Annotated in this window: 11 protein-coding genes; 8 read left to right on the top strand and 3 right to left on the bottom strand. The window is 66.9% G+C overall.

The annotated features are described in order from the left end of the window. The first annotated feature begins 625 nt into the window (after positions 1–625). On the top strand, positions 626–2542 hold the full coding sequence (locus DESFRDRAFT_RS03785) for a methyl-accepting chemotaxis protein (protein WP_005991254.1): 1917 nt from the start codon (positions 626–628) through the stop codon (positions 2540–2542). 51 nt (positions 2543–2593) lie between these two features. On the opposite strand, the gene DESFRDRAFT_RS03780 is transcribed toward DESFRDRAFT_RS03785, so the two are convergent. The 3 genes from DESFRDRAFT_RS03780 to DESFRDRAFT_RS03770 all read right to left on the bottom strand — a co-directional run bounded on the left by DESFRDRAFT_RS03780 (position 2594) and on the right by DESFRDRAFT_RS03770 (position 7780). Further along, positions 2594–5857: an efflux RND transporter permease subunit gene (locus tag DESFRDRAFT_RS03780; RefSeq protein WP_005991252.1), complete on the bottom strand. Its 3264-nt coding sequence runs from the start codon at positions 5855–5857 to the stop codon at positions 2594–2596. Next, positions 5854–7065, bottom strand: a complete 1212-nt coding sequence (locus DESFRDRAFT_RS03775) for an efflux RND transporter periplasmic adaptor subunit (RefSeq protein ID WP_005991249.1) — start codon at positions 7063–7065, stop codon at positions 5854–5856. Before DESFRDRAFT_RS03775 ends, DESFRDRAFT_RS03780 begins: the two co-directional genes overlap by 4 nt. A 97-nt stretch (positions 7066–7162) precedes the next feature. Continuing rightward, positions 7163–7780 (bottom strand): histidine phosphatase family protein, encoded by a 618-nt coding sequence (locus tag DESFRDRAFT_RS03770; protein ID WP_005991248.1) that lies wholly within the window; start codon positions 7778–7780, stop codon positions 7163–7165. Between the two features lie 199 nt (positions 7781–7979). Between DESFRDRAFT_RS03770 and DESFRDRAFT_RS03765 the strand changes: the two genes are divergently transcribed. The 7 genes from DESFRDRAFT_RS03765 (at position 7980) to DESFRDRAFT_RS03735 (ending at position 17495) form a co-directional block, all read left to right on the top strand. Beyond that, positions 7980–9044: a glycosyltransferase family protein gene (locus DESFRDRAFT_RS03765; RefSeq protein WP_005991246.1), complete on the top strand. Its 1065-nt coding sequence runs from the start codon at positions 7980–7982 to the stop codon at positions 9042–9044. Between the two features lie 85 nt (positions 9045–9129). Further along, positions 9130–10311: a BMP family lipoprotein gene (locus DESFRDRAFT_RS03760; RefSeq protein WP_005991244.1), complete on the top strand. Its 1182-nt coding sequence runs from the start codon at positions 9130–9132 to the stop codon at positions 10309–10311. Between the two features lie 24 nt (positions 10312–10335). After that, positions 10336–11835: an ATP-binding cassette domain-containing protein gene (locus DESFRDRAFT_RS03755; protein ID WP_005991242.1), complete on the top strand. Its 1500-nt coding sequence runs from the start codon at positions 10336–10338 to the stop codon at positions 11833–11835. Further along, positions 11832–12875 carry an ABC transporter permease gene (locus DESFRDRAFT_RS03750; RefSeq protein WP_005991241.1) on the top strand — a complete coding sequence of 348 codons (1044 nt, stop codon included), beginning with the start codon at positions 11832–11834 and terminating at the stop codon, positions 12873–12875. The genes DESFRDRAFT_RS03755 and DESFRDRAFT_RS03750 overlap by 4 nt, the downstream gene beginning before the upstream one ends. An 11-nt stretch (positions 12876–12886) precedes the next feature. After that, positions 12887–13855: an ABC transporter permease gene (locus DESFRDRAFT_RS03745; protein ID WP_199533106.1), complete on the top strand. Its 969-nt coding sequence runs from the start codon at positions 12887–12889 to the stop codon at positions 13853–13855. A 298-nt stretch (positions 13856–14153) separates the two neighbouring features. After that, positions 14154–15980 (top strand): radical SAM protein, encoded by a 1827-nt coding sequence (locus DESFRDRAFT_RS03740; protein ID WP_005991237.1) that lies wholly within the window; start codon positions 14154–14156, stop codon positions 15978–15980. A gap of 54 nt (positions 15981–16034) precedes the next feature. Then, positions 16035–17495, top strand: coding sequence for an oligosaccharide flippase family protein (locus DESFRDRAFT_RS03735; protein WP_005991235.1), 1461 nt, complete (start codon positions 16035–16037; stop codon positions 17493–17495). Positions 17496–17663 lie beyond the last annotated feature (168 nt).

Raw genomic sequence — 17663 nt, 5'->3', positions numbered from 1 at the left:
GGAAGCCTTTCTGCGGAAAGGTTCCCCCCCCCCCAGCCCCCCTTTCCAAAGATTCTTGACGATACCGGGCCGTCACCGTCGGATCTGGTCCACGACGCCGCCCCGGCGCTTTGGGAAAGGATCATCAGGGCTCCGCGAAAATCCCGCCACGGCCTCGATGCGCGGGCCGAAACCGCGTGTGCATGGCCAGCCCGCCAGGCCCCCCCCTCTAGCCCCGGCCCCGGAAAGCCCCCTGTGCGACGGGCCTGTCCCGCACGCCTCTCTTCTTTCACCCGCCCCCTTTCGGCCTAGCCGCGCGGCGCGGGAATTAAGCTTCAGCGGCATCATTTCGCCATTGAACGCACTTACACGGAACGCACGCGGCGCGGCGGGACGATTCCGGCAAACACGCCGCGATTGCCCCCGTGAAAGCCGCCGAGGCTGCGGTGGCGCTTACGCTGGCCCCAGGCTCGCCGTGGCGCTTTGCAACACTCCCGAACCGGCAAAGACACAGGGCTGGCTTCAGGCAAACCTTGACAGACGCGCGTCACACACTCCAGAGGTCTTGAACCGGAAGATGTCTCTCCGGCTGACGCGCTGGCGTCAATCCATGCGCGTATCGACCATCAACGAGGAGGATAACAGCATGCGGTGGTTTCATGACATGCGAATCGCAACGAAGTTGATCGGTTCCTTCTTCCTGATATCCCTAATCGTGGCGGTGGTCGGACTGCTCGGCCTGCACAATATGTGGCGAATCAGCGAAATGGCCGAGGTCATGTATCAACGGGAATTGCTCGGGGTCGCGGCCATCAAGCAGGCCAACGTCTACCTGGTGTATGCCGACCGGGCCACGAAAAACCTTATCCTGTCCACCTCCGGCGACGAGCGGGCCAAGCTTGTCGAACGCATCGAGCATTACAAGAAACTGTTCAAGGAGCAGGTCTCCGTGGCCCGTCCGCTGTTCGTCTCCAAGGAGGGACAGGCCATGCTGGCGCGGCTCGACGCGACCTGGGACGCCCTGGTGCCGGTGTGGGAGCAGATCGTGGGCGCCACCAAAAAAGAGGCGCTCGAGGCCGACCGGGCTTCGGTGGCCCTTTCCATGGGGGCCGGCCGGGACAAGGTCCGGGCCATGGACACGCTCATGGGCGAGCTTGTCCAAAACAAGGAATCCAACGCCCAAAACCATGCCCGGGAAACGGCCGACCTCTATACGGACAGCCGGCTCACCCTCGGCATTGTCATCGCCGCGGCCGTGCTGCTCGGAATCATCCTCGGCGTCAGCATCTCCCGGGGCATTTCCAAGCCGCTCAACGCCTGCGTGGACTTCGCCCAGGGGGTTGCCCGGGGTGATCTGGGGAGCACGCTCGATGTCCGACGCGCCGACGAGGTGGGACAGGTCTGCGAGGCCCTGCGGGAAGTGGCCCGGGCCGAATCGGAGGTAACCGGGGCCGTTTCCCGCATGGCCCAGGGCGACTTGCAGGTGACCGTGGCGCCGCGTTGCGAGGCCGATGTGCTTTTGCGCTCGCTTTCCGGGCTCATCACGACCGAACGCCATGTGGCCGAGCTGGCCAGCAAAATGGCCGCCGGCGACCTGAACCTCCAGGTGAAGATCCGTTCCGAAAACGACGCGCTCATGCGGTCGCTCGGCAACATGGTGGAGCGGCTGACCGACATCGTGCGCGAGGTCCAAAGCGGCGCCGAGAACATGGCCTCCGGCGCCGAGCAGCTCAGCGCCTCCTCCGAATCCCTTTCCCAGGGCGCCTCGGAACAGGCCGCGTCCGTGGAGGAAAGCTCCTCCTCCATGGAACAGATCAGCGGTTCCATCATGCGCAACGCCGACAATGCCCGCCAGACCGAATCCCTTGCCGACAAGGCCGGACAGGACGCCAGGGAATCCGGGCAGGCCATGGTCGACACCGTGGCGGCCATGCGCCAGATCGCCACCAAGATCTCCATCATCGAGGAAATCGCCCGCCAGACCGACCTGCTCGCCTTAAACGCCGCCGTGGAAGCGGCCCGGGCCGGGGATCACGGCCGGGGATTCGCCGTGGTGGCCGCCGAGGTCAGGAAGCTCGCCGAACGCAGCCAGTCCGCCGCGGCCGAGATCAACACCCTGTCGGCCTCGAGCCTGGATGTGGCCGAACGGGCCGGCCGGCTCCTGGAAAAGCTCGTGCCGGACATCCTCAAGACCTCCGACCTGGTGCAGGAAATCGCCGCCGCCTCCCAGGAGCAAAGCCTCGGCGCGACCCAGGTCAACAAGGCGCTGCAACAACTCGACCAGGTCGTGCAGCAAAACGCCTCCGCCTCCGAAGAGCTGGCCTCCACGGCCGAGGAGCTCTCCTCGCAAGCCGAACAACTCGTCAGCACGGTGGGCTTTTTCCAGTTGGCGGGACAGGCCGGGCCCCAAAACCGCCTCGAGCGGGGGAAGGACAGGAAGCGTCTGCCGGTGGGCCTAGGCGGCAACAACCATGAACCGGCTCCCAAGCCGCCGGTCCGGGGAACGTCGATCGCCCTCGCCGGCGATGCCATGGCCGACGAGGCCCTGTTCGAACATTTCTAACCGCGACCCTTCGACGTCACGCGAGGCCCGCCGGCGCGCCGCCTGGGCGCGTCAGCGGGCCGTGCGCCGGGCGTCGAGATAGTACATGACCGGCACCACCATGCGGGAAAATATGGTGGCCGCCACCTCGCCGGCCATAAGCGATATGGCCAGGCCCTGAAAGATGGGGTCGAACAGGATCACGAAGGCCCCGCCCACCACGCTGATGGCGGTGAGTAACATGGGCCTGAAGCGCACCGCCCCGGCCTCCTCCACCGCCCGCTCCAGGGTTTCCCCCTGCCCCCGGCGCATTTCTATAAAATCCACGAGGATGATGGAGTTGCGCACAACGATGCCCGCCCCGGCGATAAAGCCGATCATGGACGTGGCCGTGAAAAAGGCCCCGGCCAGGGCATGGGCCGGAATGATGCCGATAAGCGACAGCGGGATGGGGGCCATGATGGCCAGCGGCGTGGTGTAGGAGCCGAACCAGCCCACGGTCAGGATGTAGATGAGCACCATGACCACGGCAAAGGCGATGCCCATGTCGCGGAAGACCTCATAGGTGATCTGCCACTCGCCGTCCCATTTCATGCTGTAGTCGGCGGTCTGCTCGGGCATGGACGTCCAGAGGATGGGGAGTTGCGCCTTGGACACGGTCTGCCAGGCCCCCTTGCCCTCCTTCCCGATCTTTTCCAGGGTCGCGTTGACCTTGTTCATGGCGTAGATCGGGCTTTCCTCGCGCCCGGCCACGTCGCCCGTGACGTAGATCACGGGCAGCAGGTTCTTGTGGTAGATCTGGCTCGGCTCCACGTGCTCCCGGATGGAGGCGATCTGCCCCAGCGAGACCATGCGGTCGCCCTCGCCGCGCACGGCGATGGAGCCCATGTCCCGGGCGTCGGCCCGGTCCTTGAGCGGCAGGCGCACCACAATGGGCGCGTCCTCCCGGGCCAGCTCGTCGTGCAGGAGCCCGGCCACGGTGCCGGCGATGGAGGCCGTGACATCGGAAAGAGCCCGGTCCGGGTCGATGCCGGCGGCCTGGGCCTTGTCGCGCTCCACCCGGATGACGCGCTCGGGCCGGGGATCGTCCACGTACCAGTCCACGTCCACCACGTCCGGGGTTTTCTTCATGATGTCGCGGACCTGTCGGGCCACGGCCAGCCGCCCCTGGTCGGTGGGGCCGTAGATTTCGGCCACGAGCGTCTGGATGACGGGTGGTCCGGGCGGCAGTTCCACCACCTTGATCTTGGCTCCGTATTTGGCGGCGATGGGCGAAAGCGCCTGGCGCACCTCCTTGGCGATGGGGTGGCTTTGCACCGACCGCTCGGATTTGGGCAGCAGGTTGACGGCGATTTCGGCCTCGTTCTGGCCGCTTCGCAGGTAGTAGTGGCGGATCAGCCCGTTGAAGGTCATGGGCGCGGCCGTGCCGGCGAAAAGCGTGGCCTCGGTGACGTCCGGCCGCTTAAGCACCACCGCGGCCAGCTCGCGGCACACGGCCGTGGTCTCCTCCAGGGTCGTGCCGCGCGGCATGTCCACCACCACGGAAAATTCGCTCTTGTTGTCAAAGGGCAGCATCTTGACCAGCACGCGCTTGGCCGGGAAAAGCGAACAGGCCCCGACGAAAAGAAGTCCCACCAGCCCCAGGAAGCCCCAGCGCCAAGCCGGACGTTTCAAAAGCCGGTCCATGAGCCAGAGATAGGCCCGGGTTCCGACGTCGTCCGGAATGTCGCCGTGGGGCTTGGCGTCCCCGGACCCGGGGGGCTCCGGCCGCAGCGCCCGCTTGGCCGTCCAGGGCGTGATGCAAAAGGCCACCAGCATGGAGAAGAGCATGGCCACGGACGCGCCCACGGGCATGGGCCGCATGTAGGGGCCCATGAGCCCGCCCACGTAGGCCATGGGCGCGATGGCGGCGATGACCGTGAAGGTGGCGAGGACCAGCGGCGCGCGCACCTCGCTGACCGCCTCGACGATGACGTCGGAAAGTTTCTTGCCGCGCGATCCCGGGAGCCCCAGGTGTCGCACGATGTTTTCCACGTCCACGATGGGGTCGTCGACCAGGATGCCGATGCAGAAAATGAGCGCGAAAAGGGTCACGCGGTTGAGCGTGTAGCCCATGAGCCAATAGGTGGCCAGCGTAATGGCCAGGGTCACCGGCACGGCCACCATGACCACGAGACTGGCCCGAAGCCCCAGGAAAAGGGCCACCACCCCGCCCACCGTCACGGCGGCCAGGATGAGGTGCTCCAAGAGCTCGTCCACCTTGGCCTTGGCCGTCTCGCCGTAATCGCGGGTGACGGTCAGATTGACGTCGGCCGGCAACACGTAGCCGCGCAGGCCCTTGATGCGTTTCAGGGCCTCGTCGGCGATCTTGGTGGCGTTTTCCCCGGCCCGCTTGGCAATGGCCAGGGTCACGGCCGGGTAGGCCGCGCCCGGGGCCTGGCCGTCCTTGACCAGCCCGTGGCCGGGCAGGAAAAACACGTAATCGGCCGGCTCGTCGAAGCCGTCGCGGATGGTCGCCACGTCGGCCAGGTAGACCGGCCGGCCGTTTTTGACCGCGACGACGGCACGGGACAGTTCCTTTTGGGTGCGGAAAAAATTGTCGAGACGGATGGACACCGCCTTGCCCGACTGGAAGGCGTCGCCGATGGTCTGGCCCTTGTTTTGCAAGCCGATGGCGTCGACCACGCTCACCATGTCCAGGCCCTGGGCCCGCAGCCGGTCGGGGGCGGGCTCGACCATGACCGTGCGCTTGCGCCCGCCGGTGACGGTGGTTTCGGCCACGCCCGGGATGCGGCGAACCTCCTCGCTGACGGCATTGGCCATGACGCGCAGTTGGCGGGCGTCGTAGGGGCCGCCCCAAAGCGCCGCCACCAGCACGGGCACGTCGTCGATGGAATGGGGTTTTAAAATCGGCCGGAAGCAGCCCGGCGGAATCCAGTCGAGGTGCTGGTAGAGCTTGGTGTAGGCGGCGACCAGGCTCTTTTCCATGTTCTCGCCCACCTTGAAGCGCACGACCGTCATGGCCTGGCCGGCCCCGGCCGTGGAATAGACGTACTCCACGCCCGGCACTTCCCAGAGGATGCGCTCCATGGGCGTGACGACCCGGTTCTCGATCTCCTTGGGCGTGGCCCCGGGCATGGTCACGTGGATGTCGATCATGGGCACGAGGATTTGCGGCTCTTCCTCGCTGGGCGTGGCCCACACGGCCAAAACGCCGGTCAGGACGGCGGCCAGGATGAAAAGCGGGGCCAGCTTGGAATCGACGAAAACGGCGGTGACGCGGGTGAGCCAGTCCGAATGGTGCCCGTGATGTTCCTGGCGCTCCGGCTCGGTCATTTCGCCGCTCCGGCCAGCCGGTCGCCCTCGCGCAAGGTGGCTCCGGGGTCGCAGGCCACGCGTTCGCCGTCGGCAAGACCGCTTAAGACGTCCACGAAATGCTCTCCGCCCGCGCCCTCGAAGGCCTGCGAGTCGGTCAGGTAGGTCTTGCCGTCGAACTTGGCGGCCAGGAAGGTCGCGCCGGTCTTGACCACCCGAAAGTGCAGGATGTCGTCCTTGCCGACCACGGCCACGGTGGGCAGATCGCCCCGATGGGCCAGGCAGGTTTCGGGCAGGAGCAGCTTTTCGGCGGTGCGGGCCGGCACGAACACCCGGCCGAACATGCCGGCGCGCGGCGGGCCGTCGGCTCCGGGCACGGCGTCGGGCAGGGCGCATTTGAGCTTGAAGGTGCGGCTGGCCGGGTCCACCCGGCCGACGATGGCCGAAACCGTGACGACGAAAGGCGCCGGGGCCAGGGCCGGCACCACGGCCAGGATGGTCTGGCCCTGGCGCAGGCCGGCCAGCAGCGATTCGTCCACCTGGGCGGCCAGCTCGAAGCCGCCGCCGGACTGGTCGACCAGGGCCAGGGGCGAACCGGCGGTGACGAAGGCGCCCTGGTCCACGTAGCGTCTGGCCAGGATGCCGTCGAAGGGCGCGGTGATGCGGGTGTAGGCCCGAAGCGCGGCCAGTTCGCCGGCCTTGGCGGTAACGGTGTTTTCCTGGGCCGCGGCCGCCTCGACCTGCCGGGTCAGGGACTCGTATTCGGACTGGGCCTTGTCGAAGTCCTCCTGGCTCACGACGCGCTGGGCGAGCAGCCGACGCATGCGCTCCATGGTCGTCTTGGCCAGGGAGGCCTTGGCGAGAAGCGACTGGCGTTCGCGGGAGATCTGCTCCTTGGAAGCGACAAGCCCCTGCTCCTGGCTGGTGAGGTCCTTGTCGTCGATGCGCATGATCAACTGCCCGGCGTGCAGCGCGTCGCCCTCGCGGGCGAGGACGGACTCCACCGCGCCGGACACCTTGCTGGCCAGGGTGACGCTGTTTTGCGACTCCACCTCGGCCGGAAACGACCGGCACTCCACCACGGGGCGGCGCGTCGCCGCTTTGACCGGGGCCGTAACCTCTCGCGGCGGCGTGCTTTTTTGCGGTTTCTCGCCGGAGCAGCCAACGACCAGGGCCACAAGGACAAGCAGGGGGACAAGGCGTATTTGCATGGTTCCATGCAATTCCACGCCTCGCGGTTCCTGTCAATGCAGTCCGGCGCAGGGAGGCAAGGCCGCGTTGCATCGGCGGCGCGGCATTTCACAGAGAAGCGATAGGAAATAAAGCTCAGGGACCGGGAAAACGCCAGGGAACCACGGGCGCGGCATTGACCGCGTCCACGCGCCACACGTCGCCGGCGACGTCCAGGAGGTTCAGGCGGCAGTAGTCCTGGCCCAGGCGGAACAGGTGGATCAGATCGAGGCCCAGGGCATGGCACAGCACGGTGCGGTTGACGCCGCCGTGGGCCACGACCAGCACGTTGCCGGGTATGGCGGCCAGCTCGCTTATGGCGGCGACGGCGCGCCCCTGGACGTCGGCGAAGCTCTCCCCGCCCTCGGGGCAAAAGCCGGTCAGGTCGGTCCCCCGGCGTTCGTAGGCTCCGGGAAAGCGCTCCATGACCGCGTCCACGGTGAGCCCTTCCCAGCTTCCGAGGTTGATCTCGCGCAGGCGCGGTTCCGGGCGCACGGCGAGTTCCCGTCCCTCGAGCACCAGGGCGGCGGTCTCCAGGCAGCGGGAGAGGTCGGAGCTGACGGCGGCGGCGAATTCCACCCCGGCCAGCGGCTCGCGCCACAGCTTCGCCTGGGCGCGGCCCGCCTCGGTGAGGGGAAAATCGGTCTGGCCGATGAACCGGCGCGGCTTTTGCTGGATGATGGCCCCGTGACGCATCAGATAGATCGTGCCCATGTCCCTCCCCGGCGGCTGTCCGTTGCGTGGGGCCTTTTTCTAGCCGTGAAGGCCCGGGCGGCGCAACCCGCAATCGCAAGAAAAGGGGCGGCGAGGCCGCGCCCGACCGGCCGCCGAATATTGACGCCGGGCGCGCCGGCCTTTACTTGTCCCCCCACGGGCGGCCCGGCCGCCACGATCCCGGAGGCATTTTACCCCCATGGCCCGCATTCTCTACGGCGTGCACGGCTCCCAGCACGGCCACGCCATCCGCGCCCTTATCCTGGCCCGCCATCTGGCGACGCTCGGCCACGAGTTCCTTTTCGTTTCCAGCGAAGAGGGCGCGCAGCTCCTGTCGCGGGAATTCCCGGTGGAACGCTTCGAGAACCCGGGCACGCGCTACAAAAACCAGCGCCTGGACACCCCGGCGACGCTCAAGCTCGCCGGGCGCACCCTGCTGCGGCGAAGGGGGGAGCTCGCCCGCCTGGCCGGCATGATCCGCGATTTCCGCCCGGACGCGGCCATCTCCGACTACGAATATTTCGTGCCCATCGCGGCGAAGCGGGCCGGCATCCCCTGCCTGTCCCTGGACCACCAGCACGTGATCTCCTGCTGCCGCCACGACGTGTCGGCAAGGCTGCTGCCCGATTACTGGGGGATTCTGGCTTCCATCCGCTTTCTTTTTTCCGCCGCCAGCGACTACCTTTCCATCTCCTTCTACCAGCCCCCGACCAAGCCCGGGGCCAGGGCCGTGGTCGCCCCGCCCATCTTGCGGCGCTCGGTGGTTACACGCACGCCAAGCCACGGTTCGCACATCCTGGTATACCAGAGTTGCGGCATCCGCGACGCCTTCGCGCCGTATCTGCGGACCCTCGACCGGGAATTTCGCGTCTACGGCTACCGCGTGGACAAGGTGGAAGGGAACCTGACCTTTCGCGGCTACTCCGAGGAAGGCTTTCTCGACGATCTGGCCTCGTGCGCCTATGTGGTCTGCGGCGGCAGCCACAACCTCATGAGCGAGGCGCTCTATTTCGGCAAGCCGGTGCTGTCGTTTCCGGTGCCCGGCGCGTTCGAGCAACAGTTAAACGCCATTTACCTGGAGCGCCTGGGCTACGGCCGGTCCGCCTCCATGGACCGGCTGACGCCGGAACTGCTGCCGGATTTCGAAAAAGGCCTCCCGGACATGCGCCGACGCATCGCCGAGGGGAAATTTTACGGCAACGACAAGGTCTTTGCCCTGGTTGAAGCGTTTTTACGCGAGGGACGGCTGCCGGGACGGTCGTAAATCGTCCCTTGCCCCTGGCGCATCGCCCCCGCTTTTTTTACAGTGCCCCGACCGCATTCCCATCAAGCCTGAAGGAGGCCCCATCATGCGCCGCGTTTCGCTGATCCTTGCGGCGGCTTTCGCCCTTTTGTGCGCAACCGCCGCCATGACGTTCGCCGCCGGCAAACCGCTGACTTTCGGTCTGCTGCTTGTCGGCCCCTACAACGACAAAGGCTACAGCCAGGCCCAGTACGAGGGCGGCAAGTACGTCGAAGCCCACCTGCCCGGCTCGAAGATGCTCTACCTCGACAAGTTGAACCCCGCCGACCGGCCCGGGGTCACCATCCCGCAGGTGGTGGACGACCTGGCCGCCAAGGGCGCGACGCTCATCTTCGCCGGCTCCGACGACATGAAGGACGGCATCCGCGAGGCCGCCACCCAGCACCCGGAACTGACCTTCGTCCACATTTCCGGCGACGACGTGCTGACCGGCAAGGCCCCGAAGAACCTGGGCAACCTCTTTTCCAAGATGGAATACGCCAAGATGATGGCCGGCTTTTCCGCAGCCATGACCACCAAGACCGGCAAGATCGGCTTCCTGGGGCCGCTCATTAACGACGAGACCCGACGCCTGGCCGACGCCGCCTTCCTCGGCGCGCGCCACGCCTGGGTCGACGTGCGCGGCAAAAAGCCCGAGGACCTTACCTTCAAGGTCTCCTGGATCGGCTTCTGGTTCAACATCCCGGGCGTCACCTCCGACCCCAACCAGCTGGCCGGCTCCTTTTTCGACCAGGGCTTCGACGTGGTCATCTCCGGCATCGACACCCCCGAGGCCCTGACCGTGGCCGCCGCCCGCCGCAGCGCCGGCGCCGACGTCCACGCCTTGCCCTACGACTATAAGGACGCCTGCCAGGGCGCGCCCGAGGCCTGCCTTGGCGTTCCCTACTTCAACTGGGGCCCTCCGTTTCTGACCATCGCCAAGGCCGTGACCGACGGGACCTACAAGCCCGCCTTCACCTGGCTGTCCCCGGATTTCGCCGCCTTAAACGACCCGGACAAGAGCCCGGTCGGCTTCCTGCCCGGCAAAGGGCTTTCCGCCGAGGCCAAAAAGGCCCTGGACGCCTTTGTCGCCGACCTCGGTTCGGGCAAGGTGAACCTCTACGCCGGCCCCCTGGAATACCAGGACGGCTCGGTCTTCCTGACGGCGGGGCACACGGCCACGGACAAGGAACTGTGGTTCTGTCCGCAGCTTCTGCGCGGCATGGAAGGGGCCAGCGCCTCCAAATAGGGGGCGTGTTCCCGGAGCCAGCACATGGAGGTCGTCCTTTCCGGCATCGTCAAGCGGTTCGGGGAACTCGCCGCCAACGACGGCGTCACGGCGACGCTTTCCCCGGGCCGCATCCACGGCATTCTCGGCGAAAACGGGGCCGGCAAGTCGACGCTCATGCGCGTGCTCTCCGGGGTCTACGCCCCGGACGCGGGCGTCATCCGCATCGACGGCCGGGACCATGGGAAGCTTTCGCCCGAGGCGGCCTCGCGCCTGGGCATCGGCATGCTGCCCCAGGACCCGCTCGATTTCCCGCCGCTTACGGTCTGGGAAAACTTCGCCATAAGCGGCGGCGAGGTCCGCTCCCGGGCCGAGGCCAGGCGGCGCCTGCGCGCGGTCTGCGCCCGCATGGGCTTCGACCTCCCGCCCGACGTGGCCGCCGCCAACCTGTCCGTGGCCCAGCGCCAGCACCTGGAGCTGGCCCGGCTCATGGACCGCGACGTGCGCCTTTTGATCCTCGACGAGCCGACCACGGGCATCTCCCCGGCCCAGAAGGAAGCGCTTTTCGGCGTGCTGCGCGCCTTCGTGGCCGACGGCGAGCGCATCGTGGCCCTGGTCACCCACAAGCTGGCCGAGGCAAAGGAGCTTTGCGACAAGGTCTACGTCCTGCGCCAGGGCAGGCTGGCCGGCGCCTTTGACGCGCCCCTTGGCGGCCCGGCGATCCTATCGGCCATGTTCGCCGGCCAGGGCGAGGTGCTCTGCGACATCCTGGACAGGCCGGTCGCGCCCGCGCCCCGGCCCGCGCCGTCGCGGGAAGCGCGGCCGCTGGCGCGTCTGCGCGAGGCCGTCATCGCCGACGAAAAGATCGTGCTTTCGCCCTGCACCCTGACCATTCGCCCCGGGGAAATCGTCGGTCTGGCCGGCATCGCCGGCGGCGGCCAGGAGGCCTTCTTGCGCGGCCTGGCCGGCATCGCCCGGACCGTGGCCGGCGAACTGGAAATCGACGGCAAAAATCTCGCCGGCAAACCGGCCCGGCGGTTCCTGGCCGCCGGGGTCCACCACCTGCCCGCCTCGCGCATGGAGGAAGGGCTTTTCCCGGGGCTTTCCCTGCTCGACCACGTCAGGCTGGCTTTTCCCGACAAGCGCCGGCAGGCGGCGGCGATCTTCGCCGAACGCTGCGTGGGCCGCTTCCGCCTGACCGACACCCCGGCCGCCCCGGCCGCCTCCCTTTCCGGCGGCAACCAGCAGCGCCTGCTGCTCTCGCTCATTCCGGACGACACCAGACTCCTTTTGGCCGACAACCCCACGCGCGGCCTGGACGCGGCCTCCATCGCCCAGATATGGGACCATTTCCGGGAGCGCGCGGCCGCGGGCGCCGCCGTGCTCTTTTTTTCCGAAGACCTCGACGAACTACTGGCCCATGCCGGCCGGGCGCTCGTTTTCTACAACCGGGAAATCGTGGCCGACCTGCCGGCCGGGGAATTGCAGGCCGGGCTCGTCGGCGACCTCATGACCGGCCGGGCCGTGGCGGAGACGGCATCATGATGCGCGCCGCTCCCCGCGCCCTGGCCCGGACCGCTTTCGCCGTCGGTTTGGCCCTGGCGGCAACCCTCGCCATCGTGGCCGCCTCGGGCGCGCCGCCTCTGGAAACCCTGGCCGTCATGGCCCAGGGCGGTTTCGGCTCCGAAGCGGCCTGGCTGCGCACCCTGTCCTCCTTCGCCCCGCTGCTTTTGTGCGGCGCGGCCCTTTGCGTCACCTTCGCCGCCAATCTCTGGAACATCGGCGTGGAGGGGCAGATCACCATGGGGGCGCTCGGCGGCCTGTGGTTTCTGCGCGCCGTTTCTCCCGCCGGGACCCTGCCGCCGGGGCTTGCCGTCGCTTTGTCGCTTCTTTGCGCCATGGCCGGCGGCGCGGCCTGGGCGCTTTTATCCGGCGTGCTGCGCACCCATGGCCGGGTGCACGAGATCTTTTCCGGCCTGGGGCTCAATTTCGTGGCCACGGGCGTATCGCTGTGGCTGATCCTCGGTCCCTGGAAGCGTCCTGGCATGGCCTCCCTAAGCGGCACGGCCCCGCTCGATCACGCCTTGTGGCTGCCGACGCTCGGCGGACGTCCCATGAGCCTTGTCGGCCCGATCCTGGCCGTTTTGGCCTTTCTCGGCGTGGCCTGGCTCCTCACGCGCACCTTTTTCGGCCTGACCCTTTCCGCCGTGCGCCAGAATTCCCTGGCCGCCGAACGGCTCGGCCTCGCCCCCAAGCGCCGCATTCTCGCCGCCATGGGCATCGGCGGGGCGCTTGCCGGCCTTGCCGGCGGAGTGCTCATCGCCGGGCTCTACCACCGGCTCATCCCTTCCGTTTCCGGCAACTACGGCTACACCGCCATCCTGGCCGTGCTTTTGGCCTCGGGCAGCCTGCCGGCCGTGCCCGTGGCCTGTCTTTTCTTCGCCGCCCTGGCCGTGGGCTCCATCCAGCTGCCCCTGTCCCTGTCCCTGGACTCCTCGTTGGCCGGCGTCATCCAGGGCGTGCTGGTGCTGACCCTTTTCGCGGCCAGGGGACTGTGGCCGGCCGTATCGCGGAGGAAGCCGTGAGTTTCGGCTATATGGAGGCGCTGTTCGCCTCGGTGCTTTTCGCCGCCGCGCCGCTGATCCTGGCCGCGCTTGGCGAGACCGTGGCCGAGCGCGCCGGGGTCATCAACCTGTCGCTCGACGGCACGCTCCTTTTTGCCGCCATGGCCGCCTTCACCGTGGCCCGGATAAGCGGCAACGCCTGGCTGGGACTGGCCGCCGGGGCCGGGGCCGGGGCGGCGGTGGCGGCGGTGCTGATCCTTTTCGGCCAGACGCTTCGGGTCTCGGAGCTGGCCGTAGGGTTCGTGCTGACGCTTTTTTGCCGCGAGCTGGCCTATTTCCTGGGCCATACCCAGGCGCGCCGGCCGGGGCCGAACCTCGGCGTCCTCGACATCCCGGGGCTGGCCGACCTGCCGTTTCTCGGCAAGGGCGTGTTCCACCAGAGCCCGGTGGTGCTTTTAAGCCTGCTCGCCGTGGCCGGGGTCTGGTTTTTCCTGCTGCGCACCAAGGCGGGGCTGCTCGTGCGGGCGGTTGGCGAATCGCCCGAGGCGGCCAAGGCGCGGGGATTTTCCGTGGCCAGGGTGCGCTTTTGGTGCTGTCTGGCCGGCGGGGCCATGGCTGGGTGCGCCGGCGGTTTTTATTCCCTGGCCGTCAAGCCCGGCTGGGGCCATCCGCAGGGCTGCGAAGGCGCGGGCTGGATCGCCCTGGCCATCGTCATCTTCGGCGGCTGGAAGCCGGTGCGGGTGGCGTTCGGCGCGGTCTTTTTCGCCGCCATCCAGGTGGCCGGCATCGCGCTCCAGGACGCGCTGCCCGGGCTTTCGGGCACGCTGTTTCAGATCGCGCCCTTCCCGGTCATGATTCTGACCCTGCTCGTGGTCAACCTGCGGCGCTCGGCCGCGTTTCGCGAGGCGGCGCGGCGCGTGCCCATCCTCGGACGGCTCATGCCGCGTAGCGCCGGCGGCGCGCCCGGGGCCATCGTCGGGGCGTTGGACCGGGGATTTTAGGAAGGGAAACCGGGGGGAAACCTTGTCTTACGAAAGGTTTCCCCCCGGCCCTCTTTCCAATGACTCTTAATAATGACGACTTGTTATCCGCACACAATCCGTAACCGTTAAAAAGTTTAGGAAGGGGAGAGCGCGAGAGGGGAGAACCCTTTGCAAAAGGGTTTCCCCTCTCGCACATCTCCAAAGCCGTTCAACCCTTTCGCCATGCGACGTTGGTTGCCACCACGCCCCATTTGCGATAACGCAACCCGAGTTTGCGGCGCAAGCCGCCCAATCTTTGCCAACGGACCGGAGCGCCATGAGAAAACGACCGCTTACCCCGGGTTCATATTATCGCCTGCCCTGGAACCTGGCCGACAACGCCATCACCTGGCTCGAGCCGACCACCAAGTGCAATCTGTACTGCGAGGGTTGTTATCGCGAAAACAACCCCGACGGGCACAGGCCCCTGGCCGACGTCATCCGGGAACTTGAGGAAGTCAAAAAGCTGCGGCGCACCGACGGCATCTCCATCGCCGGCGGCGAACCCCTCATCTACCCCGACATCGTTCCCCTGGTCCGGTACGTGGCCTCCAAGGGCTGGAAGCCCATCATCAACTCCAACGGCCAGGCGCTCACCCCGGAACTCGTGCGCGAGCTGGCCGCGGCCGGCCTCGTCGGCTTCACCATGCACGTGGACTCGCACCAGCGCCGTCCCGGCTGGAAAGGGGCCAGCGAAAAGGATCTGTGCGAGTTGCGCCTCAAACTCGCCAACATGATCCACGAGCACGGAGAGGGCAAGATCGCCTGCTCGTTTAACGCCACCATCTACCGCGACACGCTCTCCGAAATCCCCATGCTCACGCGGTTCGCCCACGAGCATATCGACATCATCCAGACGATGGTGTTCATCCTGTTCCGCTCGGCGCGAAAGAAAAACAATTTCGACGTGTTCGCCAACGGCCGTCCCGTCGACGTCGGCAACCTCGTCTACCAGCTCGACAACCAGGAAGAGCACCAGGACCTCTCCTCCCAGGAGATCGCCGACGCCATCCGCCTGGCCTACCCCGACCACGAGCCCTGCGCCTACTTAAACGGCACCGAGAATCCGCTGTCCATGAAGTGGCTCCTGACCCTTCGCGTCGGCGACAAGAACGAGATCCTGGGCTATCTCGACGCCAAGTTCGCCGAATGGACCCAGATTTTCCATCACCTTTTCTTCGGCACCTACCTCGCCTATTCGCGGCCGTGCTGGATGCGCGGGGTGCAGAAGCTGGCCCTGCTGACGCTGTTCAACAAAAGCCTGCGCAAAATTTTTTGCAAGCTGCTCACCCGGCCCAAGATGTGGTTCAAGCCGCTCAATATCCAGTCGATCATGGTCATCCAGCCCTGCGACCTGCTCGACGACGGTCGCCAGGACATGTGCGACGGCTGCCCGGACTCCATCTTCCACGACGGCAAGATGGTCTGGAGCTGCCGGGTGGACGAGCTGGAGAAGTTCGGCGCGTTCATCCAGTGCGCCCCGCGCGGCTGCTGCGCCGGCAAGCCGTCCCCCAAGGTCGAGCCGACGCCCGAACCGGCTCCCGGGCCGACCAAGGAACCCGAGCCCACGCCGGAACCGGTGAAAGAGCCTGAACCGGCCCCGCAGCCGGCCCCCGCTCCGGAGCCCAAGCCCGAACCGGAACCCGTCAAGGAACCGGAACCCAAACCGGAACCCGCGCCCGAACCGGTCAAAGAGCCGGAGCCCGTGCCCGCGCCGCGCCAGGAAACCGCCCCGGCCGCCAAGGCCATGAGCGAACCGGCCGTAAAGGTCGACGTTCCGCCGGCCGTGGTTTCTCCCGAGCCGACGCCGGCCAAGGAGCCCGAGCCCGAAGCGGCCAAGGCCCCGGAAGCCGCGCCCGAGCCCGAACCGGTGAAGAAAGCCGAACCCAAGGCCGCTGCCGCCCCGGCGAAAGAACCCGAGCCCGCCAACGAGCCTGAAGCCAAGCCCGCACCCAAGGCGGAGCCCGAACCGGCCCCGAAACCGGCCGCCAAGGCCGCGCCGGCAAAGACCGCCAAGGGGGCCAAATCGGCCAAGGCCAAAGCCGCCGACAAGCCGGCGAAAAAAGCCGGCAAGCCCGGCAAGAAAAAATCCAAGGCTCGTTAGCCGTTGTCCCGCCTTCCCTCCCGGTCGCCCGGCGGCCGGGAGGGGGAAACCCCAATGCCCCAAGTCTCGCCCCCCCCAAAAAAGGCCGCTCGTCCGTCCTATGGCATTCTCAACAAGTTCGCCCATCTCGCTGGAGCGCAGTGGATTCACGACGCCCTGCACACGTTTTTCCTGATCTACCTGGCCCGGCTTTCCACCAGCGATTACGGTGAATTCATGGTGGCCTTCGGCCTGGCCTCCATCATCCTCTTTCTCGGCGAATTCGGCCTCAACCAGCCTCTGGTGTCGGCCCTCAGCAAGAAATACAGCCACAAGGGCGACATCCTGGCCCAGTACACGCTGCTCAAAAGCCTGCTGCTCGTCACGGGCTGGTTCGGCGTGGTGGGCTTCATCTACTGGCAGGGCTACACACCGGGACTGAAAAACCTGGTCATGGTCATTTCGGCCGGCGTGGGGCTCGAGGCCGTGGCCAGCTCGTTTTTCGTGGCCATCCGCGTGGAAGGCCGGCAGGACCTGGAGGGCCGCATCAAGGTCATCTCCGGGGTCCTCGGCTACGGCTACGCCATCGGGCTTCTGGCCCTCGGCGCGGCGCCACACTGGATCGCGCTCTTCAAAGTCATCGAGAACGTGTCCAACCTGTCCGGCGGCATCTGGATAGCCCTCAAGAAGACCGATTTCGCCGGGCTGACCCTCAAGCGCAAATCCCTGGCCCGCACCTGGGCCACAGCCAAGCACGGCAGCGTGTTCGTGCTCATGGCCCTGGCCGCCATCCTCTACAACAAGGCCAACCTCTATTTCCTGCAAAGCAACGGCGGTCCGACCAAGGTGGCCCAATACAGCGTCACCTGGGAGATGGTGGACGGCATCTCGATCATCGTCTCCAACCTCCTGCTGCGAAGCGTCCTCTATCCGCTGTTCGTGCGCCTGTGGAAAAACGACCGGCGCGAATTCAAGCGCCTGGCCAACAATTCCGTGCGCTGGCTCATCGGCATCTCCATCCCCGTGATGTTCGTGCTTTTCATCGAATCCGACCGCCTCATCGGCCTGGTTTACGGCGGGGCCTACCACGACGCCATGTGGATGCAGAAATGGCTCGTCGGCACCATCATCTGCGGCTTCGTGCACAACCTCTCGGCCTACCTGATGATGAGCCAGGGCAAGCAGCGCCTGCTCCTGGTCATCTACATCGGCGGCCTGGCCGTGAACCTCGCCCTGTGCGCCACCCTCATCCCGACCGATCCGCTGCTCGGCACCTGCCTGGCCATGCTCCTGACCAAGGCGGCCGTGGCCGTGACCACCACGACCTACTGCCAGGCAACCATGCGCATCATCGACGTCAAATCCATGTGGCGCATCGCGGCGGCCTGCGCCGCGGGCGCGGGACTCTACTTCGCCACAGCGCCGCTCGGCATCCGGGAAATTCCCGAAGCCCTGGCCCTGGTCCCCTTCGTCTTCCTCATCCTGCGCTGGAAAAAGGAACTGGCCGCCCAGAAGGCCCAGGCCGGACTGGCGTAGGGAAAGCGGGAAAAGAGACGAGACGATGCGAGAGGGGGACCCTTTTTGAAAAAAGGGTCCCCCTCTCGCGCTCTCCCCTCCCCAAAACTTTCAATGGTTACGGCGGGGTCCGCGAGAGCACACTGCAACCGAGAAAAGCCGTTGGGAAGGGCCGGGGAAATGAGACCT

This window comes from Solidesulfovibrio fructosivorans JJ], from assembly GCF_000179555.1.
In the GTDB taxonomy this organism is placed as follows: domain Bacteria; phylum Desulfobacterota; class Desulfovibrionia; order Desulfovibrionales; family Desulfovibrionaceae; genus Solidesulfovibrio; species Solidesulfovibrio fructosivorans.
This window is presented reverse-complemented; position numbering and strand designations above follow the sequence as displayed.